The sequence below is a fragment of the Amycolatopsis sp. cmx-11-12 genome, assembly GCF_046269425.1.
Taxonomy (GTDB): Bacteria; Actinomycetota; Actinomycetes; order Mycobacteriales; family Pseudonocardiaceae; genus Amycolatopsis.
The window spans coordinates 294,926-317,794 of record NZ_JADNQM010000002.1 but is presented as its reverse complement, the minus strand read 5'-3'; the positions used below and the strand labels follow the sequence as shown (position 1 = coordinate 317,794).

Annotated in this window: 21 protein-coding genes; 12 read left to right on the top strand and 9 right to left on the bottom strand. The window is 67.8% G+C overall.

Annotated elements, in window-relative coordinates; all coding sequences use genetic code 11:
* Window positions 1-2: 2 nt before the first annotated feature.
* A complete protein-coding gene (locus ACLARN_RS03945) occupies window positions 3-1,190 on the top strand; it encodes an AAA family ATPase (RefSeq protein ID WP_184898826.1) in 1,188 nt (395 codons plus the stop codon).
* Entirely contained in the window at window positions 1,187-1,927 is a 741-nt protein-coding gene (locus ACLARN_RS03940) for an HNH endonuclease (protein WP_409489894.1), read from the top strand. Before ACLARN_RS03945 ends, ACLARN_RS03940 begins: the two co-directional genes overlap by 4 nt.
* Here the strand turns inward: ACLARN_RS03940 and ACLARN_RS03935 are convergent.
* Together ACLARN_RS03935 and ACLARN_RS03930 are read right to left on the bottom strand one after the other, a co-directional pair.
* A complete protein-coding gene (locus tag ACLARN_RS03935) occupies window positions 1,903-2,538 on the bottom strand; it encodes an SRPBCC domain-containing protein (protein ID WP_409489893.1) in 636 nt (211 codons plus the stop codon). The two genes, ACLARN_RS03940 and ACLARN_RS03935, sit on opposite strands and share 25 nt — an antisense overlap.
* Before the next feature lie 112 nt (window positions 2,539-2,650).
* Window positions 2,651-3,310: a hypothetical protein gene (locus tag ACLARN_RS03930; RefSeq protein WP_409489892.1), complete on the bottom strand. Its 660-nt coding sequence runs from the start codon at window positions 3,308-3,310 to the stop codon at window positions 2,651-2,653.
* A 179-nt stretch (window positions 3,311-3,489) separates the two neighbouring features.
* Here ACLARN_RS03930 and ACLARN_RS03925 point away from each other — a divergent pair, with 179 nt between their 5' ends.
* Window positions 3,490-3,804, top strand: a complete 315-nt coding sequence (locus ACLARN_RS03925; RefSeq protein ID WP_409489891.1) for a DUF6204 family protein — start codon at window positions 3,490-3,492, stop codon at window positions 3,802-3,804.
* On the opposite strand, the gene ACLARN_RS03920 is transcribed toward ACLARN_RS03925, so the two are convergent.
* Both ACLARN_RS03920 and ACLARN_RS03915 read right to left on the bottom strand, forming a co-directional pair.
* Complete coding sequence (locus ACLARN_RS03920; protein ID WP_409489890.1) at window positions 3,776-4,888, bottom strand: Fic family protein; 1,113 nt, start codon at window positions 4,886-4,888, stop codon at window positions 3,776-3,778. The two genes, ACLARN_RS03925 and ACLARN_RS03920, sit on opposite strands and share 29 nt — an antisense overlap.
* Window positions 4,889-5,044: 156 nt before the next feature.
* Window positions 5,045-5,986, bottom strand: a complete 942-nt coding sequence (locus ACLARN_RS03915; protein WP_409489889.1) for a neutral zinc metallopeptidase — start codon at window positions 5,984-5,986, stop codon at window positions 5,045-5,047.
* 160 nt (window positions 5,987-6,146) lie between these two features.
* Here ACLARN_RS03915 and ACLARN_RS03910 point away from each other — a divergent pair, with 160 nt between their 5' ends.
* Window positions 6,147-7,172, top strand: a complete 1,026-nt coding sequence (locus tag ACLARN_RS03910) for a polyprenyl synthetase family protein (RefSeq protein WP_409490015.1) — start codon at window positions 6,147-6,149, stop codon at window positions 7,170-7,172.
* 15 nt (window positions 7,173-7,187) lie between these two features.
* Window positions 7,188-8,558, top strand: a complete 1,371-nt coding sequence (locus ACLARN_RS03905; protein WP_409489888.1) for a hypothetical protein — start codon at window positions 7,188-7,190, stop codon at window positions 8,556-8,558.
* 67 nt (window positions 8,559-8,625) lie between these two features.
* On the opposite strand, the gene ACLARN_RS03900 is transcribed toward ACLARN_RS03905, so the two are convergent.
* From ACLARN_RS03900 to ACLARN_RS03885, 4 genes are all read right to left on the bottom strand, one after another.
* Window positions 8,626-9,693 carry a 2-oxoacid:ferredoxin oxidoreductase subunit beta gene (locus ACLARN_RS03900; protein WP_409489887.1) on the bottom strand — a complete coding sequence of 356 codons (1,068 nt, stop codon included), beginning with the start codon at window positions 9,691-9,693 and terminating at the stop codon, window positions 8,626-8,628.
* The gene (locus tag ACLARN_RS03895; protein ID WP_409489886.1) at window positions 9,690-11,597 is read right to left on the bottom strand and encodes a 2-oxoacid:acceptor oxidoreductase subunit alpha; all 1,908 of its coding nucleotides are present in this window, start codon (window positions 11,595-11,597) and stop codon (window positions 9,690-9,692) included. The genes ACLARN_RS03900 and ACLARN_RS03895 overlap by 4 nt, the downstream gene beginning before the upstream one ends.
* Window positions 11,598-11,886: 289 nt before the next feature.
* Window positions 11,887-12,639: an enoyl-CoA hydratase gene (locus tag ACLARN_RS03890; RefSeq protein ID WP_409489885.1), complete on the bottom strand. Its 753-nt coding sequence runs from the start codon at window positions 12,637-12,639 to the stop codon at window positions 11,887-11,889.
* 13 nt (window positions 12,640-12,652) lie between these two features.
* Entirely contained in the window at window positions 12,653-13,099 is a 447-nt protein-coding gene (locus tag ACLARN_RS03885) for an Lrp/AsnC family transcriptional regulator (protein ID WP_005151923.1), read from the bottom strand.
* Between the two features lie 74 nt (window positions 13,100-13,173).
* On the opposite strand from ACLARN_RS03885, the gene ddaH reads away from it, so the two are divergent.
* The 3 genes from ddaH to ACLARN_RS03870 all read left to right on the top strand — a co-directional run bounded on the left by ddaH (window position 13,174) and on the right by ACLARN_RS03870 (window position 15,563).
* The gene (ddaH, locus tag ACLARN_RS03880; RefSeq protein WP_409489884.1) at window positions 13,174-14,016 is read left to right on the top strand and encodes a dimethylargininase; all 843 of its coding nucleotides are present in this window, start codon (window positions 13,174-13,176) and stop codon (window positions 14,014-14,016) included.
* A 93-nt stretch (window positions 14,017-14,109) separates the two neighbouring features.
* Window positions 14,110-14,766, top strand: coding sequence for a polysaccharide deacetylase family protein (locus ACLARN_RS03875; protein WP_409489883.1), 657 nt, complete (start codon window positions 14,110-14,112; stop codon window positions 14,764-14,766).
* A gap of 116 nt (window positions 14,767-14,882) precedes the next feature.
* A complete protein-coding gene (locus ACLARN_RS03870; protein ID WP_409489882.1) occupies window positions 14,883-15,563 on the top strand; it encodes a glycoside hydrolase family 75 protein in 681 nt (226 codons plus the stop codon).
* 97 nt (window positions 15,564-15,660) lie between these two features.
* Here ACLARN_RS03870 and ACLARN_RS03865 read toward each other — a convergent pair whose 3' ends face one another.
* Window positions 15,661-17,070, bottom strand: coding sequence for a hypothetical protein (locus tag ACLARN_RS03865; protein ID WP_409489881.1), 1,410 nt, complete (start codon window positions 17,068-17,070; stop codon window positions 15,661-15,663).
* A 300-nt stretch (window positions 17,071-17,370) separates the two neighbouring features.
* On the opposite strand from ACLARN_RS03865, the gene ACLARN_RS03860 reads away from it, so the two are divergent.
* The 4 genes from ACLARN_RS03860 to ACLARN_RS03845 all read left to right on the top strand — a co-directional run bounded on the left by ACLARN_RS03860 (window position 17,371) and on the right by ACLARN_RS03845 (window position 22,864).
* A complete protein-coding gene (locus ACLARN_RS03860) occupies window positions 17,371-18,687 on the top strand; it encodes a nucleotide sugar dehydrogenase (protein ID WP_409489880.1) in 1,317 nt (438 codons plus the stop codon).
* Window positions 18,668-19,864 carry a glycosyltransferase family 4 protein gene (locus ACLARN_RS03855; RefSeq protein ID WP_409489879.1) on the top strand — a complete coding sequence of 399 codons (1,197 nt, stop codon included), beginning with the start codon at window positions 18,668-18,670 and terminating at the stop codon, window positions 19,862-19,864. The genes ACLARN_RS03860 and ACLARN_RS03855 overlap by 20 nt, the downstream gene beginning before the upstream one ends.
* Window positions 19,865-20,003: 139 nt before the next feature.
* Entirely contained in the window at window positions 20,004-21,293 is a 1,290-nt protein-coding gene (locus ACLARN_RS03850; RefSeq protein ID WP_409490014.1) for an exopolysaccharide biosynthesis protein, read from the top strand.
* A complete protein-coding gene (locus ACLARN_RS03845; RefSeq protein WP_409489878.1) occupies window positions 21,290-22,864 on the top strand; it encodes a Wzz/FepE/Etk N-terminal domain-containing protein in 1,575 nt (524 codons plus the stop codon). The genes ACLARN_RS03850 and ACLARN_RS03845 overlap by 4 nt, the downstream gene beginning before the upstream one ends.
* The last annotated feature ends 5 nt before the right edge of the window (window positions 22,865-22,869 follow it).

Here is a 22,869-nt window from a genome sequence, read left to right as displayed (position 1 = left end):
CCATGTACATCGAGCGGGTCCGGCTGGAGAACATCCGCGGCTTCAGCGGCGCCCGCACCGTGGACCTCCGGTTGCCCGGCCCCGGCTGGGTAGTGCTCGCCGGGCGCAACGGTTCGGGCAAGACGTCGCTGCTGCGCGCCATCGCGGTCGCGGCGGCGCCGGACGTGGCCTGGGGGCTGCTGTCGGACGCCGGGAGCTGGATCTCGATGGACCAGACGTCCGGGTCCATCGAGCTGTCGGTGATGCGCGAGGAGGGCCCGGCGCCGGTCGAGGTCCGCTGGCTCGACTCAGGTCTACTGCCGATCTCCGGGCTCCCGCCGGGCCAGCCGTTCTGCGCGGCCTACGGGCCCTTCCGGCGGCTCGCGGGCGGTAGCGGCGAGGCCGAGTCGTGGATGCGTGGCGCGGGGTCGCTGGCGCGGATGGCCAGCCTGTTCCACGAGGACGCCTCGCTCGCCGAGGGCGTCACCTGGCTGATCAACCAGCATCTCCGTGCCCTGGAAGGAAAAGCGGGCGCCCGCGAGCTGAAGGACGCGGCGCTGGAGATCCTCGGCGACGGTCTCCTGCCCGGCGGCTACCGGATCAGGGACGTCGATTCGGACGGGCTCTGGGTCGAATACCGGGGCGACCGGTTCCCGCTGCGCGAGATGAGTGACGGCTACCGCACGGTGACCGCGCTCGTGGTCGACCTGCTCAAACAGCTCGACGGCGCGGGCCTCGACCACGAGAGTCCCGGTGTCGTGATCATCGACGAGGTGGACGCGCATCTCCACGTGTCGTGGCAGAAACGCATGGGCCCTTGGTTCAAGGCGCATTTCCCGCGGATCCAGTTCATCGTCACCACGCACAGCCCCTACGTCTGCCAGGCCGCCGATCCCGGCGGGCTCATCCGGCTTTCCGGGCCGGACGAGGAAGTCCCGCCGCGGGTGGTCTCCGAGGAGCTGTACGAACGGGTCGTGTTCGGCACGGGGGACGACGCCGTGCTCTCCGACCTCTTCGGCCTGGACACGCCTTATTCGCCGCAAGCGGTCGAACTGCGGGAGCACCTCGCCGAGCTCGAGTTCCAGGTGGCCTCCGGGCGGGCCGACGCGAACGGTGTCCGGGAATGGGAACGTCTCCGGGACATGCTGAGCAGCTCGCCGCCGAGCCGGGTCGACGAGGTGGCCAGGCGGTTCGAGGCCGACGATCGGTGATCGGGATCCGCCGGATCGCGCTGCCGGGGCGGGTGGTGGCCGACCTCGAAGACCTGACAGCGCGGATCCCGCCGGGTGACAGCAAAGAAGCGCGACGGCTCTGGCGGGTTTCCCGCGCTGTACGGCGCTCTTTGCGGGCGGGCCTGGACGTGATGGCCGCCGGCCGCGGGTACTGCATGTACTGCGGCGACGGCCTCGGGTCCACTGTGGACCATTTCGAGCCGATCGCGCGGAATCCGGGGCGCGCGTTCGACTGGCTCAACCACGTGCTCGCGTGCGAATACTGCAACAGCCACCACAAACGCGACTTGTTCCCCGTCGACGACGACGGCGGCAGCCTGCTGATCGACCCGACGGCCGAAGACCCGCTGGAGCACCTGTTCCTGGTGCTGTCGATCGGGACTTACCGTGCGCTGACCGAAAAGGGCGAGCAGACGATCAAGGTGTGCGGCCTGAATCGCGCGCAATTGGCACGTGGACGGGAAACGGCGGTGAACCAGGTGAGCGCGCTCGTCACGGGCTGGTGGACCGCGCGCGAACTGGGCGACGACCTGAAGCGGCGCGCGATGGTCTGGACCCTGCTCGACCAGCCGCACGCCGATGTCCTGCACGCGATGCTCCGGCAGGCGGGGATGCCAGGGGCCCGCGCCGTGTTCCGCAAGGACGACGAACTCATCGACCTGCTTCGCGCCCCGGAACTCGCCGAAGACCTTCAGCTCTCCGGGGGCGTGGTGTAAGCGGCGAGGGTCGCGTCGGCGCGTGTGCGGGCGATGGCCGCGTCGGTCCCGTTGGCGACGTCGGCCTCGTACCAGGCCTCGTTGCTGAGCGTCATGAACCGGACGCCGTCTTCGCTCACCATCCAGGCCATGGCGGCCTCGGGGTCGTTGGCCTCACCGGATTCGAGGTGCAGCGCGAGGCCGTGCAGCATCATGTCCCAGCCGATGCCGACCGCGCCCGGGCCGAACTGCTTCCAGTGCTCGTTCGGGACGGCGGTGTGGTCGAGCTCGAACCGCGTCCGCCCGTCGGCTTCGGCGCTCAGCCGGACTTCGACCCAGCTGACGTCGCCGCCGTACTCCCAGGTCGCGGCGAAGCCCTTCGGGGGATCGCAGCGTTCGACCGTCCCGCCCGCGTTGCCTTCGAACTGGTACTTGCCGCCGACGCGTAGTTCGCCACTGATCGGGAGGAACCAACGGGGGATGCGCTCGGCGTTGGTGCAGGCGTCCCAAAGGTCGTCGAGGTCGGTGTCGTAGACCTGGCTGACGGTGGCCGTCACCGCCTCACCCGCTTCGATCACGCGCTTGCCCAGCTTGCGCTGAACGGAGTTGATGTGGCTGGTCACGTCGACCATGGGATCCTCCTCGGCTCGGATGCGGCCAAGATATCAGCGTAGACTTATATAAGCCAGAACAGAAAAGGGGCGCCCGGGATGGCCCCGGACACCCCTTCTCCTGGCAGGGTGGTTACGGAGTGGGGGAGCAGGCCGTGCGCCCGATGATCGTTTCGCCGGTGATGTTCGAGCCAGGGGCGAACTTGATCCGCAGCATGGTCAGCCCGATGCTGCCGTTGCCGGGCAGGCTCTGCTCGTTGAAGATCGCCTCGGCGAGCAGGGTCCCGTTGGACTTGGTGATCGGCTTGACGTAGCCGACCGGCACCGGTGACGGCAGGGTGCCGAGCCCGGTCGCGCCGCCGTACGTCCAGCTCGCGTTCGTGCCGGTCTGTGTGGCCGTGCAGCTGACCGAGTAGGTCCTGATCTTGATTCGCGGTCCGCCCGATGAGACCAGCGCCGAGAGCTCGAAGTTCTGTCCCTTGGCCTCGGACTTCGTCGAGGTCACGTCGTTTTCGGGGTCGACGACCGTGGTCGTGCAGGTCGTGGTGCCGCCACCGAACGTGATCCCGGTCCTGGTCACGACCCCGGACGAGTTGCTGGTCGGTCCCTCGACCGCGCAGTCGGCGAGTGACGAGATCGAGATCGGCGCCGAAGTGCCCTTGGTGAAGGCGGCGGAACCGAGCGAGGCCACGCCCGCGGGGTTGGACGCGGCGGCGGGCGTCACTCCGGCGCCGAGACCTGCCAGCAGCAGTGCGCCGACCAGTCCGGCCCGACTTGCGATGGTGATGCGCATGGCTTTTCTCCTCACGTGATGGAGAGCGAGCCGGGTCGGCCGTTCTTCCTTTGTCTTCACTATCTGCGTGTCGGATTCGACCGTTGCGTTCGTGACGGTCGTTTCACTCGCCCGTGGATCATGGGCACCCGTTGGATATTCAGGTTCGCATCCGGATACAGCTCTGTATATTCGAGCGCATGCCGACCTATCGCGTCCTCGTCAACGGCAAGTTCGACCACCCCGACGCCGACACCCGCGCCCGGCTGCTCGCCGAGTTGGATCAGCATCAGGCGATCGGGTTCACCGACGACGGCCAGCTCACCTACAGCGCGCACCTCGGCGCGTTCACCTTCCGCGTCACGCTGGTGGGCGAAGAGGAGCGCGACGTGCTCGACGAGGCCGAGCTGAAGGTCATGGAGCTGCTGGACGCCAAGGGCTACCCGTACCGCGACGTCGCGGGGAAGGCGACCTGCATGGACGACATCAAGATCCGGCGCCGTCCAGTGTCCTGAGGATTTCTGAGGCGAGGAAGAGGCGGACGCGTCCTGGCGACTCGATCTCCGTCAGCACCCCCATGTCGACCAATTTGACCACGTTCTGGGTGGCGGCCCGATGCGTGACTCCGAGGATCTCCGCGGCCCGGTTGATCGTCATCGCCGGCGTCTCGAAGAGGGCGTCGACCAGTTGAGGGAGCAGGCTCGAAGTGCGGGCGGAGGTGACCCTCGTCCGGTAGTCCTGTCGGAGTGAGTGCAGCGCGACGGCGCGGTCGCGCGCGTCGATCGCCTGATTTTCCAGTACTGAAAGAAAGAAGTGGATCCAGCCTGCCCAGTCCCCGTGGGTGCTGACCGCGAGCAGTCCGGCGTAGTACTCGTCGCGTCGCGGCTCCAGATAGGCGGACAGATCCAGGAGTGGAGCGGGCAAGAGGCCCCATTCGACGAGAAGCAGGGTCACCAGAAGCCTGCCGACCCGGCCATTGCCGTCGATGAAGGGGTGGATCGCCTCGAACTGGTAGTGCAGGCAGGCGATCGTGATCAGCGGCGGAAGGACGTGCTCCGCGTGCAGGTACTTCTCGAAGGCGTCGAGGCAGCCCCAGAGCAGTTCCGGTGGGGGAGGAACGTAGCTCGCGGTGTCGAGAACGCAACCGGGTGGGCCGATCCAGTTCTGTGAGCGGCGGAACTCGCCCGGCGTGGCGTATCCGCCGCGGACTCCGGTGAGCAGGACCCGATGGGCTTCACGGAGCAGAGGAAGGCTCAGCGGCAATCTGCGTTCGGGGGCGAGGACATGTCCTAGCGCGGTCACATAGTTGAGCACCTCCTTCACGTCGGAGCCTTGTTTCGAAGCGTTCGGCTGTAGTTCGAACAGCACGAGGTCGGACATGGTCGCTTCCGTGCCTTCGATCCGGCTGGAAAGCACGGCCTCGCGTCGCATCATGGAGTGGACCAGGAACGCCGCACTGGGCAGAGTGCGCCCGATGCCCGCGAGTTCTCCGACGGCCCGGTCCGCGGCGGAAAGCGCGCTCGCCAGGCCGAGGTCGAACTCGACGTCCGGGGGCAGAGGCGGTGGGACGAAGGCGTGGTAGCCGCGCTCAGAACGCACGAGGTGTGCCCTCTGGCGTTCTGAAACAGCTGCGGTCCGCATTGATACTTACCTCTCCCAGCCCGCTGGTTATGATATTAGAAGCGGTAAAAGTATCACAGTGAGCGTGGTGTGCTACTTGGCTTCGGCAGCGGTCGCCGGGTTTCGGGACGCGCTTCAGGAGACCTCGTTCGCCGGAGCAGCGAAGGTGTTGCACGCCGAAGTGTCCTTCGCGTTGAAGCCGCGCTTCTGCCACAACGCGGCGTTCTTCGCCGAACCGTGGGTTTCGCTGTCCGAGGCCTCGAACCCGGCTTGTTTGAGCGGGGCGAGCAACTTGGCGCTGATCGAGCCGCGGCCGGCGGCGTTGGCCAGGAACAGCGTGCTGAAGCAGTCGGCCTGGAGTTCGAGCCGCCTGCTCAGCTCGAGGATCTTCGTCTGGTCGCCGCCGGCCTCGCGGTAGAGCGCGTCGTGCTTCGACATGATGCCGGACTGTTCTTGGACGTGGTGCCCGTACTCGTGGGCGAGCAGGAACAGCTGCGTCAGCAGGTCGGGGCCGCCGTATTCGAGCTGCCTCGGCAGCGGGACGAAGATCGTCGCGCCCTCGGAGCAGTAGAAGCCCATGGCCTCCGCGGCGGGCGGAGGAGCGCCGCAGGGAGTGGTCTTGACGTCGTCGGTGTCGACCTTGACCGGGATCCGCGGCTCGTCGACCTGGGTCAGGGCGGGATGCCACGCCCGCTCCAGACAAGGGAGGAGAGCCAGGTAGAACGACTCCAGTTTCTCCTTCGCGCGACCGAGTCTCGGCAGCTCGCAGGTCACCTTCGGCACTGTCACGCCGGGAGCGACAAGAGGATTGTCCGCCGTCTCGTACTTGCGGATCGGCACGGGCGGCCGTGCGACGGAGGACGTGGAAGGAGCCGAGATGGTCGGCTGGCGAGTCTGGACGGAGCCCGCCCTCGACTGCTTCACGCCACCCACCACCAGTGCGGCCACGACCAGCATCACCGCCATGAACACGGCGAACAGGACGACGGTGATCCACACCGTCGAACGCTGCTCCCGATGGTCTTCGGCGGGAGGCGCCCACGCCGGTCTTTCGCCGGAATCATCCGGTGTCGTCATGCTTTTTCCCCAGTTCGTGCGATGAGCAGCAGGATACTCGGCGGGGGTGTCATATTCGTCACCGTTTCCCCTGGACAGCACGTCAACAGGCCCGAGTGGGTAGCCACTACGCTGGAAGCAATCCCGAACCGGTGTCAAAGAGAGCGGAGCCGACGTGTCTGTGTCTTCACCTGCCCCAGGTGGTGCCATCGAGGACCTGCGCGCGTCCGTGGGGCTCCAGATCGCCGACGAACAGCTCCTGCGCACCCTCGCGACCGGTCTCGCCGACGTCGAGACCCTCCTTCGCGAGGTCGTCCGCAGTGACGTCAAGGCCGTCGAAGACGCCGCTTCGCACCTGGTCGAGGCCGGGGGCAAACGTTTCCGTCCGCTGTTCACCCTGCTGTCCTCGCAGTTCGGGCCGAAGCAGGGCGACCAGGTGGTCACCGCGGCCGCGGCGGTCGAGCTGGTGCACCTCGCGACGCTGTACCACGACGACGTGATGGACGAGGCGACGATGCGCCGCGGCGCGGAGAGCGTCAACGCCCGCTGGGACAACACCATCGCGATCCTGACCGGCGACTTCCTGTTCGCGCACGCCTCACGGCTGGTCGCGGACCTCGGCACCGACGCGGCCCGGATCATCGCGGAGACCTTCGGCGAGCTGGTCACCGGCCAGATGCGCGAGACGGTCGGCCCGGCCGACGGTGACGACGCGGTCGAGCACTACCTCACGGTGATCGCGCAGAAGACCGGTTCGCTGATCGCCACTTCCGGCCGTTTCGGCGGGATGATGTCCGGTGCCCCCGAGGAGTACATCGACGCGCTTCGCCGCTTCGGCGACATCATCGGCACGGCGTTCCAGATCTCCGACGACGTCATCGACATCGCGTCGGCCTCGGACGAGCTCGGCAAGGCGCAGGGCACGGACCTGCGCGAAGGTGTCCGCACGCTCCCGATGCTGTACGCGCTGGCCGACCCGGCCACCGACCCGCGCCTGGTCGAGCTGCTTTCGGGCCCGATTTCGGACGACAAGCTCGTCGCCGAGGCCCTGGACCTGCTGCGGGCCTCGTCCGGACTCGAACGCGCACGCGAAACTCTTTCCGACTACGCTCGTCGGGCGCGTGCCGAGCTCGCGGCGCTGCCCGCGTCGCCGGCCCGGGACGCCTGCGAATCGGTCGCCGACTACCTGGTCGCGCGAACGCATTAACAAGGGGCAGGTTAGATGTCCATTTTCGGACAGGTTTGGCTGTGGAGTCTGCTGGCGTTCGTCGTCGGCGCGCTGCTCACCTGGCTGGTACTGGTGCTTCCCGCGCGCAAGCGCATCCGTGAGCTGGAAGGCTCGCTGGCCACCGCGCACGCCGAGAAGTCCCGGTTGCCCGCCGGGGTGAGCCTCGGCGCGGGGGCCGCGGTCGCCGCGGGCGGGACCGCGTACTTCACGAAGCCGTCGCACGACGAGCTGGACGAGGAGTTCGCGGCCGCCGAAGAGCCGCAAGTGCCGAAGCCCGCGTACCCCGAGACGCTCGCCGAGCAAGAGCCCGCGCAGCTGTGGTCCGAACCTGTCGTCGATGAGCAGCAGACTCCGGAGCCCGCTCAGGACGTCCACGAGGACTTCGCCGAGAAGCCGAGGCCGGAGCCGGAGCCCACTCCTGCCGCGACGCAGACCTTCGAGCCCGAAGATGTGTACGAGGCCGACAACGAGGCCGAGTACCGCACCGCGCCCGAGACGGACTTGGAGCCTGAGCCGGAGTCCGCGGCCGAGCGGACGCAGTTCATCCCGGCCGCCCAGCTGGAACCGGAACCCGAGCCCGAGCCGGCGAACCCGTACGCCGCGGCGGCGACCGAGTACCTCCAGCCCGCGTCGCAGCTGGACGTCGAGCCGGAACCGGAGCCCGAGCCGGCCCCGCCGATCCTGCCGGGCGAAGGGCCGTACCGGTCCCGCCTGGAGATGCAGCTCGACCCCGAAGGTGTCGAGACGCAGCCGGAGCCGGTCTCGTTGTTCAGCCCCGCGTCGCGCGTCGAGACGGAGCAGGCGCCCGTCGAGACCAACTGGTTCGAGCGGGAAGAGGAGCTGCAAGACCCGCCCGCGTACGCCTTCGGTTCCGACGAAGAAGCGCAGGCCGGCCTCCTCGGCTCGGAGCCCGAGACGCCCGCCGAAGCCACCCAGGTGCTGCCCAAGCGCACACCGCGAGGAGGTGGAGGCGCCGTGCGCGGCGGTTTCGAGCCGCCGCAGCCGATCCAGCCGTCGATGCGGGCGATCGAGCGCCGCGAGCCGGACCTGTCCGGTGGGCAGAGCGGCTCGCTGTTCGAGCCCGCCGTCCAGCCTGGTGACGCGATGCCCGCGCCGGAACCCCCGCCCGCGCGGCAGGTCGCCGCTCCGGTGACCGAGTCCGTCCCGCCCGGCCCGTTCGGTCCCGGTTCGGCGATGCCGAGGCCGGGCGGCGGCCGCCCCGCCGACGACTTCGCGGTCAAGGCCAGCGTGACGGCCCTGCGGTACTGCACCGAGGACTCGCCTCAGTTCCCGAAGATGGTCGCCGAGGTGTGGTTCCGGTCCGCCTCGGATGCGGAGCGCGTGGGTTTCCGTCCCCTCAGCTGAGAGATGCAATGAAGGGGCCTTTCATAGCAAAATTTGCTATGAAAGGCCCCTTCATTGCACTCGAGAGCTAGCTGACGACCGTCCAGGTGTCCTTGCCGCGAAGCAGCCCCTGCAGATCGGGCTTGCGAGCGGCCTGGGCCTCCTCGACCTGGGCACGTGCCTGGTCGTCGTAGGTCGGCCGCGAGACCTGCCGCAGGATGCCGGTCGGCACGTGGTTCAGGTTCTGGTCGCCGAGCCGCGACAGCGCGAACGCGTAGGCCGTGTCCTGGATCGTCGGGTCGTGCACGACGAGGTTCTCCTCGCCGATGTTCGCGACCTTCCCGACCTCCAGTCCGCCCCATCCGCCGCGCGTGACGCCGTACTCGCCCTGCGGGCCGAACTTGATCGGCTCGCCGCTCCGCAGCGGGATGAGCCGGTTCGCGGCTTCGTCCTTGTCCTTGAGGACGTCGAACGCGCCGTCGTTGAAGATCGGGCAGTTCTGGTAGATCTCCACCAGCGCCGAACCGCGGTGCTTCGCGGCGGCCTCCAGCACCTCGGTGAGGCCCTTGCGGTCGGAGTCGAGCGCGCGGCCCACGAACGACGCTTCGGCGCCGATCGCCAGCGAGAGTGGGTTGAACGGGGTGTCGACCGAGCCCATCGGGGTGGACTTGGTGACCATGCCCGGCCCGGACGTCGGCGAGTACTGGCCCTTGGTGAGGCCGTAGACCCGGTTGTTGAACAGCAGGATCTTGATGTTCACGTTGCGCCGCAACGCGTGGATCAGGTGGTTGCCGCCGATGGACAGCGCGTCGCCGTCACCGGTGACGACCCACACCGACAGGTCCGGCCGTGCGGTCGCGAGGCCGGTCGCGATCGACGGCGCACGGCCGTGGATCGAGTGCATGCCGTAGGTGTTGAGGTAGTACGGGAACCGGGACGAGCACCCGATGCCCGAGATGAACACGATGTTCTCGCGCTTGAGGCCCAGCGTCGGCAGAAAAGACTGCACGGCGTTGAGCACGACGTAGTCACCGCAGCCGGGACACCAGCGGACCTCTTGGTCCGACTTGTAGTCCTTCGCCTTCTGCGGTTCGATTTCGGCCGGAACGAGATCCAAGCCGCCGAGAGTAGGAATCCCCAGGTCAATCGCGGTCACTTCGCCGCCTCCGTACTGGTGATGATCTCCGTGAACACGCCTTGCAGCTCCTCTGCCTTGAAGGGCAGCCCGGCGACCTTCGTATACGACTTCACGTCCACGAGGTACTTCGCCCTCAGGAGCATCGAGAGCTGGCCGAGGTTCATTTCAGGGACGACCACGGTGTCGTACGAACGGAGTACGTCACCGAGGTTCCCCGGGAACGGGTTGAGGTGCCGAAGATGCGCCTGCGCGATCGGCATGCCCTCCTTGCGGACGCGGCGGCACGCGGCACCGATGGGCCCGTAGGACGAGCCCCAGCCGAGTGCCAGGACACGTGCCTTGCCGCCGCTCGGGTCGTCGACGACGAGGTCCGGGACGTCGATGCCGTCGATCTTGGCCTGCCGCAGGCGGACCATCTTCTCGTGGTTGTCCGGGTCGTAGGAGATGTGGCCGGTCTTGTCGGCCTTCTCCAGCCCGCCGATGCGGTGCTGCAGACCGGCCGCGCCCGGCACCGCCCACGCGCGGGCGAGGGTTTCGGGGTCGCGTACATACGGCCAGAATTCCCCGGAATCGTCCTCGGCATTCGGCTCGGTGGCGAATTCCACGCGCAGATCCGGCAGCGTCCCGACGTCCGGGATCAGCCACGGCTCGGAGCCGTTCGCGATCGCGCCGTCCGACAGCAGGAAGACCGGCGTCCGGTACTTCAGCGCGATCCGGGTGGCCTCCAGCGCCGCGTCGAAGCAGTCCGCGGGGGACAGCGGCGCGACGATCGGGACCGGGGACTCGCCGTTGCGGCCGAACATCGCCTGCAGCAGGTCGGCCTGCTCGGTCTTGGTCGGCAGCCCGGTCGACGGGCCGCCGCGCTGGACGTCGACCACGACCAGCGGCAGCTCGGTCATCACCGCGAGGCCGATGGCTTCGGACTTCAGCGCGACACCGGGACCGGACGTCGAGGTGACGCCCAGCGCACCGCCGTAGGAGGCGCCGAGCGCCGCGCCGATGCCGGCGATCTCGTCCTCGGCCTGGAAGGTGAGGATGCCGTAGTTCTTGTGCTTGGACAGCTCGTGGAGGATGTCCGACGCCGGGGTGATCGGGTACGTGCCCAGCAGGATCCGCAGGCCGGACTGCTGCCCGGCGGCGACCAGCCCGTACGCCAGCGCGGTGTTCCCGGTGATCTGGCGGTACGTGCCCTGGTTCAGCTTCGCGGGCGCGACCTCGTACGTCGTCGCGAACGACTCCGTCGTCTCGCCGTAGTTCCAGCCGGCGCGGAAGGCCAGGATGTTGGCCTCGGCGATGGCGGACTTCTTGGCGAACTTCTCGCGCAGGAACCGTTCGGTGCCCTCGGTCGGCCGGTGGTACATCCAGGAGAGCAGCCCGAGCGCGAACATGTTCTTCGCGCGTTCGGCGTCCTTTTTGGACAGTCCGGTCTCTTCGAGCGCGCCTCTGGTCAACGTCGACATCGCCACCCGGTGGACTTGATAGGCCGAAAGGGTGTCGTCGTCGAGGGGATCCTTCTCGAAGCCGACCTTGACCAGGTTCCGCTTCGTGAACTCGTCGGTGTTCAGGATGATCGTCCCGCCTGACGGAACATCGGCGAGGTTCGCCTTCAGCGCGGCGGGGTTCATCGCGACCAGGACGTCCGGCCGGTCGCCCGGCGTCAGGATGTCGTAGTCGGCGAAGTGCACCTGGAAGCTCGAGACGCCTGGGATGGTTCCCTGTGGCGCGCGGATCTCCGCGGGGAAGTTCGGCATGGTGGACAGGTCGTTGCCGAAGGCCGCGGCCTCCGAGGTGAACCTGTCTCCCGTCAGCTGCATGCCGTCACCGGAATCGCCGGCGAACCGGATGACCACCCGGTCCAGCTTGGCGACCTCGGTGGGCCGGACGGCCGACAAGGAGCCGTTGCCGTTCGCACTCGTGCTCATAGGTCAGGGAATCCCTCTCTCCCGACGTGCGCGGTCCCGGCGATGCCGGGTATCCGACGCCTCGCCCGGCGATGTCGGCCAGGTCACAGGTGTCCTGTCCCGAGGTTAGTCCTCGTGACACTTCCCAGGTTGCCCGCAAGTGCGGCCTTGACCTACTTCTCGAGTGTCCTGAGCTCGTCGCTGAGCGGGGGTTTTCCGGTTTAAGTGTTACCGATGGTAACGGTTAACGACGCGACTCGATTGTGAGCCGTATCTCCTTGCAGCGTAGTGAAGTCTGCTCGAGGAATGGTCACTGGCCGCTGATTCTTGCTTTGAGCCTGCCGAGACGTTCGGTGAAAGCGGGTCCGGTGAGCGACGTCAGCTGCGGCGCGATCTCGGCGTCGACGGCGGCCGAATGGTCGGTCAGTGAAGCGGTGTGCCGAAGCGTGCGCTTCGTCGCCAGAAGGACGTCGCGAGGCGCGTCGACGGCGGGTCGTGCCAGCTCACGGGCCGCCTCGACCAGATCTCCTTCGACGAGGCGGAGCGCGAGTCCGGCTTCGACAGCGGCTTCGGCGCCGACGATTTCTCCGAAGAGTGTCATCGCCGCGGCCTTCTGCGGGCCCACGAGCCGTTGGATCATCCAGGTCATCCCGCCGCCGGGGTGGATGCCCAAGTCGAGAAATCTGGCCACGAACTTCGCCTTCGGTCCCACGATGCGGACGTCCGCGGCGAGCGCGAGGTTCAGTCCGGCCCCCACGGCCGCCCCGCCGACCGCCGCGATGGTCGGCAGGGAACACCGGGCCACCGAGAGGAAACCGTCGTAGACGGCGCGGAGCCCGTCCTCCCGCGCGCCGGCGAGCGTGTCGAGGTCCGCGCCCGCGCAAAAGGCCGGTGGCGCGCCGGTGATGACCAGTGCGTGGACGCTCTCGTCGGCTTCGGCGCTCGCGACGGCCTCGGCCAGCTGGGCGGACAGGGTGAGGGTCAGGGCGTTGCGGGTCGCGGGCGCGTCGATGGTGAGCACGGCGACGCCGCCGTCATGGCTGGAGTGGATCTGATCGGTCACGCGGTCGAGGGTGTCATGCCTCGGGGGTCGGCGGGCGTTCTAACAACCGGGAAAGGACGACGGTGGAGACCGTGCGGTCGACGATCTCCAGCCCGCGCAGCCGCTCCAGCGCGGTCTCCAGATGGTGGATGTCCGAAGCGCGCAGGTGGACGATGGCGTCGGCCGCGCCGGACACCGTGTAGGCCGCGACGACCTCCGGCAACGGCTCCAGCCTGGCGCGGATCCGGGCCGGGGTGATGTTGCCGTTGCAGGTCATCTCGACGAAGGCTTCGGTGCCCCAGCCCAGCGCCTCCGGGTCGACGACCGCGGTGAAGCCGCGCAGGACCCCGGTTTCGAGCAGTCTGTCGACCCGCCTCTTCACCGCGGGCGCGGACAGGCCGACGACTTTCCCGATGTCGGCGTAGCTGGACCTCGCGTTGGCCATCAGACATGAAACGATTCGCTGGTCGATGGTGTTCACACGCAATGTTTAGCAGGTATATGCGCAGCGAACAGCGATTGATTGCGGAATTAGGTAAGCCTTACCCTTCGTGTATGCCGGTACTAGAGCAGCCCCGTGTGCCCACGACGCGCCGCTACCTCATGTGCCCGCCGCGGTACTTCGCGGTGGATTACGTCATCAACCCGTGGATGGACCCGTCCGTCCCGGTCAGCGTCGACACCGCGATGGCGCAATGGACCGAACTCCGTGACACCTACCGACGCCTCGGCCACACCGTCGAGGAGATCGACGCCCAGCCCGGCCTGCCCGACATGGTGTTCGCCGCGAACTCCGGCACCGTCGTCGACGGCCGTGTCCTCGGCTCCCGGTTCCGCGCCCCGCAGCGCACCGCCGAGGCCGAGCACTTCCGCCGCTGGTTCGTCGAGCACGGCTACCGCGACATCACCATGCCGGAGAAGATCAACGAGGCCGAAGGCGACTTCGCCTGGACCGGAAAGGTCCTGCTCGCCGGCACCGGCTTCCGGACCGACCCGGCCGCGCACGCCGAAGCGCAGGAGGTCCTCGGCGTCCCGGTCGTCTCGCTGCGGCTGATCGACCCGAGCTACTACCACCTCGACACCGCGCTGTTCGTGCTCGCCGAGGCCACCGACACCGCGCCCGCCCAGATCGCCTACTACCCGGCGGCGTTCTCGGCCGGGTCCAGGAAGGTGCTGGAGCGGATGTTCCCCGACGCGGTAATCGCGGACCGGGCCGACGCGGAATGCTTTGGGCTGAACGGGGTGTCCGACGGCCGCAACGTCGTCCTGCCGGTCGAAGCGACCGGTTTGGCGTCGCGGCTGACCGAACGCGGCTACGAGGTCGTCTTCGTCGACATCTCCGAGCTCAGGAAAGCGGGCGGCGGCCCGAAGTGCTGCACCCTGGAGATCCGCAAGTAATCCGTTCGTGGACACCTTGCGCGATCATGTAACTACTCCATTCGCCAATGCGATTAATCGGGAAACACTCGGTCCCCGAATAATGAGGTGCGGATGGTGATCCTGGCGATCGGCGGCGTGGGCAGGCCCGTGCGCGCGCTGGACCCGGGCGAAAACGAAACATGGGTGACGGTCGAGCAGTTCGAGCGGGTGCTCGACGCGGTGACCGGATGTGAAGACGTCGGGCTCACCTTCGACGACGGCAACTCCTCCGACGTCGAGATCGCGCTGCCGCGACTGGTCGAGCGCGATCTCACGGCGGAGTTCTTCCCGCTGGCCGGCCGCATCGGCCAGCGGGGCTTCGTCGACGCCGACGGCCTTCGCGAACTGGTCGAGGCGGGGATGTCGATCGGCTCGCACGGCTGGGAGCACCGCGACTGGCGGCGGCTCGACGGCAGGCACGCCCGGCGCGAACTCGAAGTCGCGCCGAAGCTGCTCGCCGACTTGAGCGGGAAGCCGGTCCGCGCGTACGTGCCGCCGTTCGGCGCCTACGACCGGCGAGTGCTCAGCAGGCTCCGGCGTTCCGGCGCGACGAGGATCTACACCACGGAAGGCGGCGCGGCGTCACGCGACGGCCTGCTGCGGCCGCGGACCAAGGTCCGGTACGACGTCGACCAGGAGTGGATCGACGGCGTGCTCGGTGACCGGGACGGCCTGTACCGCCGAGCGGGACGACTGATGGCCCGAGTCTCCAGGCTTGTCCGCTTTTGACCGTTTTTCGTTGCGTAGTGGGAAAACAACACCCCGCCGACTCTTGAGAACGGTCATTGTCGGCGGCATTCTGAGGACCCTCGATAAGAAGCCTTATTAACTAAGGGGTGCTCGGTATGCGGAAACTGCTCCTGTTCTCGGCGATGGTGGTGGCCGCGGGACTGGCCCCCGCGGCGGCGGCCACGGCCGCCCCTTCGGAAGGCGTTTCGCTCCAGGCGGGCCCGACCGCGCAGCAGTTGCTCGCGAAGACCACCAGCTGCAAGCAGATCTCGAACGGCAAGTACAAGACCGACGACGAAACCGGCCGGACCATCGCGGTCTGCGACGCTGGGAGTGCCGTGTTCTGGAAGGCCGACATGGACATCGACTGCGACGGACAGCCGACCGCGCGGTGCAACAAGAACACCGACCCGTGGTTCCAGGACGGCACCGCGTACCCGCGCTCCGACGGCAAGGCGCTGATCGCCGACCAGACGCCCTACGTCGTCGTGCCGAGTATCAGCAGCACGTGGAACTTCGAGAAAGCCGGCCTCAAGGGCGCCGGTTCGTGCGCGGTGATCTACAACAACAAGGTGCTCTACACCGTCATCGGTGACACCGGCCCGAAGGACATCATCGGCGAGGCCTCCTACGCGGCCGCGAAATCGCTGGGCATCAACCCGGACCCGAAGAACGGCGGCGTCGACTCGGGCGTGACCTACATCTGCTTCAAGAACTCGAAGGTGTCGCCGATCGAGGACCACGGGAAGTCGACCTCGGTCGGGGAGGGGCTGGCGGCGAAGTTCGTCCAGGGGTAACAGCGCCAGGAATGCCCGAGTACATGAAGGCCCCCTTCCTTGCGCCTAGCGCAAGGAAGGGGGCCTTCATGTACTTCCGGCACCGCTCAAGACACGGTCAGCGAGGCTCGAGCTGCACCCACCACTCCCAGCCGTACGGCGGGGCGACGTGGTGGACGGTCGAGTTGTCGACCGCCTTCCAGGGGCCCACGACGCGGAACACGTATTCGCCGACGGCGACATTGGGGAAGGTCACGAATCCCTTGGCGTCGGTCTTGGCGAGCGAGACCAGCTTGTTGTCCTTTGTGGACAAAGTGACGGTGGTGTTCGGCAGGCCTTCACCGTCGTCCGGCCGGTAGTCGTGGTCCTTGTCGACCCAGGCCAGTCCTCGGGAATCGGCGCGCTTGCCAGGTACCTTGGCTTCGGCCGACACCCACGGGCCCCGCAGGTAGGTCTTGCCGTTGAAGTTGCAGTCGAGGACGGTCTTGCCGAAGTATTGCGCCTTCTCGGGCACCTGGCCGGTCAAGGTGAGGGCCAGTCGCTCTCCCGCGGCCAGCGTGCCCGCCTGTGCGGGACCGAAGGCGCCCCACTGCTCCTGCGGGATCTTCAGGTCGATATCAGTACCTTGGGGGTCCTTGCAGGTCGCGTAGAGACCGGAAAGCGGGGACGCGCCGCTGTTCGTGAGAGTGACCGTCGCCTTGGCCGTCTCTCCGGGCGCATAGCGCGCCTTGTCGAATTCGATCTTCGCCTGAAGGTCCTTTTCGAGCGGCTGGCGGCCTTGGACGCTCACGTTCTGGTACTTGCCGCTGCCGTCCAGGCGCATCACGTCGCCCTCCGGAAACAGCCAGCCTGCCGGGTCGTACCGGAAGCCCAGCACCCGGATGGTCCCGACCGGGACCGCGTCGAAGGAGAATCGCCCCGCGGCGTCGGTGACCACCGACAGTTCCTGCGGCAGCCCGGGGCCGCCGACCCGTGCCGTGAGCCCGGCCAGTTCCTCGCCGGGGGTAAGCACGCCGTCGCGGTTCTTGTCCCCGTAGACCTGCCCGGCGACACGTTCGGTGGTCTCCGGCGGAATCGGGTTCACCGGGACGTCGGCGCTGTTGTCCGAGTAGTCGGTGTCGGCCGGGGCGCTCAAGTCGATCCTCACCACGGGGTTGCCCGCCTCGGCGCCCCAGATGTAACCGGTCACGCGATAGGTCCGGCTCTCGCCCGCCTCGAAGGAGGTTCCGGGGCCGTTCGTGTCCAGGTCGCCCCACGTGTTCGGGTCGAAGCCGTAGTAGGGGCCGGAATAGGTACTTCCCGTGGCTCTGACCTCGGTCGCCTTGGCATCGCCGATGTTGGTGATCGTGAGGTCGATCGGGATGTGGTCGCCGCGGAGCCAGCGCCCTTCCGGCACGGCCGCCGTGATCTTGAGGTTCGGGCCGGGATCGGCGTACGCGGGTACCGCGGCCATCGCTCCGGTGAGGGTGAAGGCCAAGGTCAGCGCGCTGACGGCGCGGACAGACCGTCTGGGCAGGGTTCTGCGCATCGATGTTCCCCCAAGTGCTCGTCGTTGACGAAACAAACCTAAAAGCCGCGTCGTCCGATTGACCAGTACGGAACATTCCGGCGTTACCGAAAGGCAACCGCGAGGGCGTCTTGGGCGTGTATAGGAGATCGAGACGAAACCCTTACGCCTCGCGTGTAGCGTTTCGGGGTCCTCGAACGATGAGTAATTCCCTTGCCGCACAGGCATTCCGCCAAAAGCAGGCGACTTCTCCGGCAGCGGTAACGAACCCGGTCCGTCAGCCGACCAACGGTCAGCGGAACGCGGCTGGAGGAATTCGTCATGAAGATCAGTGTGTTCGGGCTCGGTTACGTCGGTTGTGTGTCGGCGGCGTGCCTTGCCGGGCGCGGGCACGAGGTCGTCGGGGTCGACGTGAACCCGGTGAAGATCGACCTCATCTCCAGCGGCAAGGCGCCGGTGGTGGAGGAGCGCATCGGCGAACTCACCGCCGAGGTGGTCGCCAAAGGCAAACTGAGAGCCACCACCGACGTCAGACAGGCGATCGCGGACAGCGAAGTCTCCCTGATCTGTGTCGGTACCCCGTCCGCGCCGAACGGCAGCCTGTCGACGGCGTTCCTGGAGCGCGTGGCCGAGGAGATCGGTGAAGCGCTCAAGGCCAAGACGGCGAGGCACACCGTCGTCTTCCGCAGCACCATGTTGCCGGGCACCTGCCTGGACCTGCTGGTCCCCATCCTCGAGAAGTCGTCCGGCCTCACCGCAGGTGTCGACTTCGGTGTCGCGGTGAACCCCGAGTTCCTGCGCGAGGGCAGCAGTGTCAAGGACTTCTACGACCCGCCCAAGACCGTCATCGGCGAACTCGACGCGGCCAGCGGCGACGTCGTGGCGGCGCTCTACGAAGGGCTTCCCGGCGAGGTCTTCCGCGTCGCGATCCCCGTCGCCGAGATGACGAAGTACGCCGACAACTCCTTCCACGGGCTCAAGATCGGCTTCGCGAACGAGCTCGGCGCGATCTGCCGTGCCCTGGGGCTCGATTCGCACCAGGTGATCGACGTCTTCCTCGCCGACCGCAAGCTCAACATCAGCCCCGCCTACCTCCGCCCCGGGTTCGCCTTCGGCGGCTCGTGCCTCCCCAAGGATCTGCGTGGCCTGGTCTACGCCGCGCACCGCGCGGACGTCGCCGTCCCGATCCTGTCGCATGTGCTGCCGTCCAATGACGAACACCTCCAGCGTGCCTTCGACCTGGTCGCGCGCACCGGCAAACGCAAGGTCGGGCTGTTCGGCCTGTCCTTCAAGCCCGGCACCGACGACCTCCGCGAGAGCCCGCTCGTCGAGCTGGCGGAGCGCCTGCTCGGCAAGGGTTACGACCTCCGCATCTACGACGCCAACGTCAGCCTTTCGCGGCTGATGGGCGCGAACCGCGAGTACATCGAGGGCAGGCTGCCGCATCTCGGCCAGCTGTTGGCCGGCTCCGTCGACGAGGTCATCGACCACGCCGAGGTCTGCCTCATCGGCTGCACCGACCCGGACGTCCTCGCGGCGCTCCCGGCGGGCGGCGGCCACACCATCATCGATCTCGTCCGCGTACCCGACGCCGACCGGCGCCGGACTGAAGAGGGATATGTCGGCCTTGCCTGGTAAAGCTCTCATCCTCGTCGAGAACCTTTCCGTCCCCTTCGATCGCCGTGTCTGGCAGGAGTGCCAGACACTTCGCGACGCGGGCTGGGAAGTCCACGTCATCTGTCCACAAGGGACGAAGCGGGACACCGAGGCCGAAGTCACCATCGACGGCGTCCACATCCTGCGGTACCCGCTGAAGGCCGCCACCGGTGGTCCGGCCGGGTACGTCCAGGAGTACGGCTCCGCGCTGTGGCATACGCTCCGGCTCGCCCGCAAGGTCGGCCGAGGCGGAAAAATCGACGTCGTGCACGCCTGCAACCCGCCGGACCTGCTGTTCCTGGTCGCGCTGTACCTCAAGCGCCAGGGCGCGAAGTTCATCTTCGACCAGCACGACCTCTGCCCCGAGCTGTACCTCTCGCGGTTCGACCGCGGTGAGGACTTCCTCTACCGCGCGGTCTGCGCGCTGGAACGCCGCACCTACAAGACGGCGAACGTCGTCATCGCGACCAACGAGAGCTACAAGGACGTCGCCGTGAAACGCGGCGGCAAGTCGCCGGACGACGTCTTCGTCGTGCGCAGCGCGCCGAAGGTCGAGCGCTTCCATCTGATCCCGGCCGAGCCCGAGCTGAAGAAGGGCAAGCCGCATCTGCTGGCGTACCTCGGCGTGATGGGCCCGCAGGACGGCGTCGACTACGCGTTGCGCGCGCTCGCTTCGCTGCGTGACGAGGTCGGCCGCACCGACTGGCACGCCGTGTTCATCGGTTCCGGTGACGCCTTCGACGCGATGGTGGCGTTGTCCAAGGAACTCAAGCTCGACGACCAGGTCGAGTTCACCGGCCGGATCTCCGACGAAGATCTCCTGCGCTACCTGTCCTCGGCCGACGTCTGCCTGTCGCCGGATCCCCTGAACCCGCTCAACGACGTGTCGACCATGAACAAGATCATGGAGTACATGGCGATGAGCCGCCCGATCGTCTCCTTCGAACTGCGGGAGGCTCGGGTCTCGGCCGGGGAGGCCGCGCTGTACGCGCCGGCGAACGACGAGCCGGAGTTCGCGAAGTTGATCGCGCATCTGCTCGACTCGCCGGAACAGCGGGCGGAGATGGGTGAGCTGGGGCGGGCGCGCGTCGCCGGTCCGCTCTCTTGGGAGAACTCCCAGAAAGCCCTGCTCGCGGCCTATGCCGCCGCGGTCCGTTGATCGACTTCCCGGTCGCGTTTTGAACAAGACTCGGGCAATCCTGTAACCAACGCCGCGATCAAGCCGACGGGATTGATGCCGCACGAACAACGCACCGATGGGAGATCCCGGTTTGACTGACGATACGGTGCGCCTGTCCATGATCGGGCAGGTTCTGCGCGGACGATGGCGGACCTTGGTGGTCCTCGCCGTCCTCGGTGCCCTGGTCGGCGCGGGATCGTCGGTGATCCTTTCCCCCGGCTACCGGACCACGTCCAGCGTGCTGCTCCAAGGCCCACGCGAGGCGGACGAACTGCTCACCCAGGCCGAGGTGGCGACCAGCTCGGTCGTCCTCGACCGGGCCGCCGCCGTTCTCGGGGACGGCGAGACCGGCGCCGATCTGCGGGACAAGGTGGCCACTTCGGTCGCACAGGGCAATGTGATCACCATCGAGACCACCGGGGACACCGCCGAACAGACGCAGCGGATGGCGGACCAGCTCGCGCAGGAGTTCGTGAAGTACTCCACGCAGATCATCGCCGGTTCCGGGGACGCCGCGGTGCAGCTGGCGCAGGAGCGTCGCGAGACGTTGCGCCAGCAGGTCGCGCAGACGAACCAGCGGATCAGCGAACTCTCCGCGAAGGTCAACGAAGGCAAGACGACCGTGGAGAGCGTCCAGCTCCGCACCGAACTGCAAGGCCTGCGCTCGTCGATCGAGTCGGCGATGTCCAGCCTGAACGCGGCCGACACCGCCAGCGGTCTCGGCAACATGGTCGTACTGGGCTCGGCCGAGCTGCCGTCCGCGGCCGCGGCCCCCACGCTGCCGCAGCTCGCGCTCGGCGGCGCGGCGTTGTTCTTCCTCATCGGCCTGTTCGGGCACCTCTTCACCGCGCGTACCGACCGGCGGCTGCGGGACGAGGAGGAGATCGGCGCGGCGCTCGGCGGCCCGGTGCTGGCGACCTTCGACGTCGTGGACGAGCAGCCCGCCGGGACCGGTTTGCGGGCCAAGCTCCTCCGTGACGACAAGCCGTGGAACACCCCGCGGGTCGACGTGTTCGCCGACGAGATCGACTCCGACGTCCAGTACCGGCGCCTGATTTCCCGGCTCCCGCACCGGCGGCTGCTCGTGTTGACCGCCGACGGCGACCACGCCGGGCAGGCCGCCGCCCGGCGGATCGCCGGTCTCGCCGACCGGTGGTTCACTCCTGCGACGGTGTCCCCGGTGCGACCCGTCATCGAAGACACCGAAAACTCCGCTGTCGAAGGGGTTCTCGTCGTGACAAGCCTCGGTTCCCGGCCCGCCTGGGAGCTGGTCGGCATCGCCGAAGCCTGCGCCGACGCCGGTCTCGCCGTGGTGGGTGCCGTGCTGACCCGCCCGGTCCGGCCGACCCGCACCCGACCCGGCGCCCCCACTCGTTCCCACCACGAAGCACTGGCAGGTACAGCGTGACCAGCGCCGAAAAAGCGAAGTCAGAGCCGCTCGTCGACCTTCAGCGACTGGTCGTCTCGGTACGCAGACGCCGTCGACTGTGGCTGGCCACCGCGCTGGTGGGGTTGATCGCCGGCGGGCTCGTCGCGTTGTTCCTGCCGTCGCCGCCCACCGCGGTGGCGCAGATCCTGGTCATCCACCCCGACGACTCGCCGACCGACAGCGGGACGCTGATGCGGACCGACGTCGCCGTGCTCCAGACGACGAAGATCGCCAACGAGGCGCTCAAGAAGCTGAACAGCATCCAGGCGCCGGAGGAGTTCCTCAAGGACTACGAAGGGCTGGGCCTGACGAACAACGTCCTCCAGCTGACGGTCAAGGGGAAGAGCGCGGACGAGGCGCTGGCCCGCGCGCAGGCGATTTCCGACGCCTTCATCACCGAGTACATCGCCCGCAACCAGGCGGCCGCGGCGGCGACCCAGAAAGCCTTGCTGGACCAGCGAAACCAGACCCAGAACGAGCTCACCACGATCGAAAGCGGGATCGTCACCGAAGAGGCAAAGGGCCGTAACGCCAATCCCGCCCAGCTGGAGCGGTTCTACTCGCGCCGGGCGGAGCTGAACTCGAAGATCTCCGACTACGACGGCCGCGCGCAGGAGGCGGGCATCGGCACGCCGAAGGTCGCCGCCGGGACGCAGATCGTGGACGCGCCGCGGATCCTGCCGCATTCGCTTCTCAAGACCCTCGCCACCGACGCCGGGATCGGCTTCGCGCTGGGACTTCTCGCGGGACTGGCGCTCGCCGCCGTCGCGAGCGTGGTGAAGGACCGGCCGGTGCTGCGCCGCGAGATCTCTCGGCATCTCGGCGCCTCGGTCATCGCGCAATTGCCGAAACCGCCGCGGTTCCTGCGGACCTCGCGCGCGGCCACCCGGCGGCAGCGGGTCGCGGTGACCCTGGTCCGGGCCGTCTCCCAGGAGCGCGGTTCGGTGTCGGTGCTCGACCTCGGCGCCCGTGAGGTCACCGCCGCGCTCGCTGTCGACATGGCGCGCGAACTGGCGGAGAAGGGGCCGGTCTCGCTCGTCGACGACCTGCCGAAGGTGAAGCTCCGCGAGCTGGCAGGCGAAGGCCCGGTCCAGGTGCTGGACCGCGGCGACGTGCCGATGGCGGGCAAGGAACGCCGCATCGGTGTCGGGTCGATCGAACCGGGGACGGCGTGGACCGACCTCGAATTCCTCGGAAAGGAAACGATCCTCGTCGTCCAGACCGGGTACGCGAACACCGAATGGCTGCACACCGTCGCGCGGCAGCTCGCCGACCGGCGGATCCCGATCATCGGGGTCGTCGTGGTGGATCCCGATCCGCGCGACCACACCGACGGGACGCTGTGGGACGGCCTGCACACCGCGTTGCGGGGACGTGCCGGTGCCGTGCCGGAGCGGAAGGTCTCGCCGAAGCCGGTCGAGATGTTCCCGAGAGAGCGGAAGAACGGGCGGCATCCGACCCCGTACAAACGTGCCAAGGAACTCGGCAACGCTGATCAGCCGACGAAACGATTCGCACCTGTGTCACCGGATAACGCCGAAGCCTTGTAAGGGGA

What these genes read in the sequence shown, in the direction of transcription:
- ACLARN_RS03875 (WP_409489883.1), top strand. Translation starts at nt 14,110, where the DNA reads ATGGTGATCCTGGCGATCGGCGGCGTGGGCAGGCCCGTGCGCGCGCTG.
- ACLARN_RS03935 (WP_409489893.1), bottom strand. Translation starts at nt 2,538, where the DNA reads ATGGTCGACGTGACCAGCCACATCAACTCCGTTCAGCGCAAGCTGGGC.
- ACLARN_RS03865 (WP_409489881.1), bottom strand. Translation starts at nt 17,070, where the DNA reads ATGCGCAGAACCCTGCCCAGACGGTCTGTCCGCGCCGTCAGCGCGCTG.
- ACLARN_RS03915 (WP_409489889.1), bottom strand. Translation starts at nt 5,986, where the DNA reads ATGACGACACCGGATGATTCCGGCGAAAGACCGGCGTGGGCGCCTCCC.
- ACLARN_RS03850 (WP_409490014.1), top strand. Translation starts at nt 20,004, where the DNA reads ATGATCGGGCAGGTTCTGCGCGGACGATGGCGGACCTTGGTGGTCCTC.
- ACLARN_RS03905 (WP_409489888.1), top strand. Translation starts at nt 7,188, where the DNA reads ATGTCCATTTTCGGACAGGTTTGGCTGTGGAGTCTGCTGGCGTTCGTC.
- ACLARN_RS03860 (WP_409489880.1), top strand. Translation starts at nt 17,371, where the DNA reads ATGAAGATCAGTGTGTTCGGGCTCGGTTACGTCGGTTGTGTGTCGGCG.
- ACLARN_RS03855 (WP_409489879.1), top strand. Translation starts at nt 18,668, where the DNA reads ATGTCGGCCTTGCCTGGTAAAGCTCTCATCCTCGTCGAGAACCTTTCC.
- ACLARN_RS03895 (WP_409489886.1), bottom strand. Translation starts at nt 11,597, where the DNA reads ATGAGCACGAGTGCGAACGGCAACGGCTCCTTGTCGGCCGTCCGGCCC.
- ddaH (WP_409489884.1), top strand. Translation starts at nt 13,174, where the DNA reads ATGCCGGTACTAGAGCAGCCCCGTGTGCCCACGACGCGCCGCTACCTC.
- ACLARN_RS03870 (WP_409489882.1), top strand. Translation starts at nt 14,883, where the DNA reads ATGCGGAAACTGCTCCTGTTCTCGGCGATGGTGGTGGCCGCGGGACTG.
- ACLARN_RS03945 (WP_184898826.1), top strand. Translation starts at nt 3, where the DNA reads ATGTACATCGAGCGGGTCCGGCTGGAGAACATCCGCGGCTTCAGCGGC.
- ACLARN_RS03925 (WP_409489891.1), top strand. Translation starts at nt 3,490, where the DNA reads ATGCCGACCTATCGCGTCCTCGTCAACGGCAAGTTCGACCACCCCGAC.
- ACLARN_RS03930 (WP_409489892.1), bottom strand. Translation starts at nt 3,310, where the DNA reads ATGCGCATCACCATCGCAAGTCGGGCCGGACTGGTCGGCGCACTGCTG.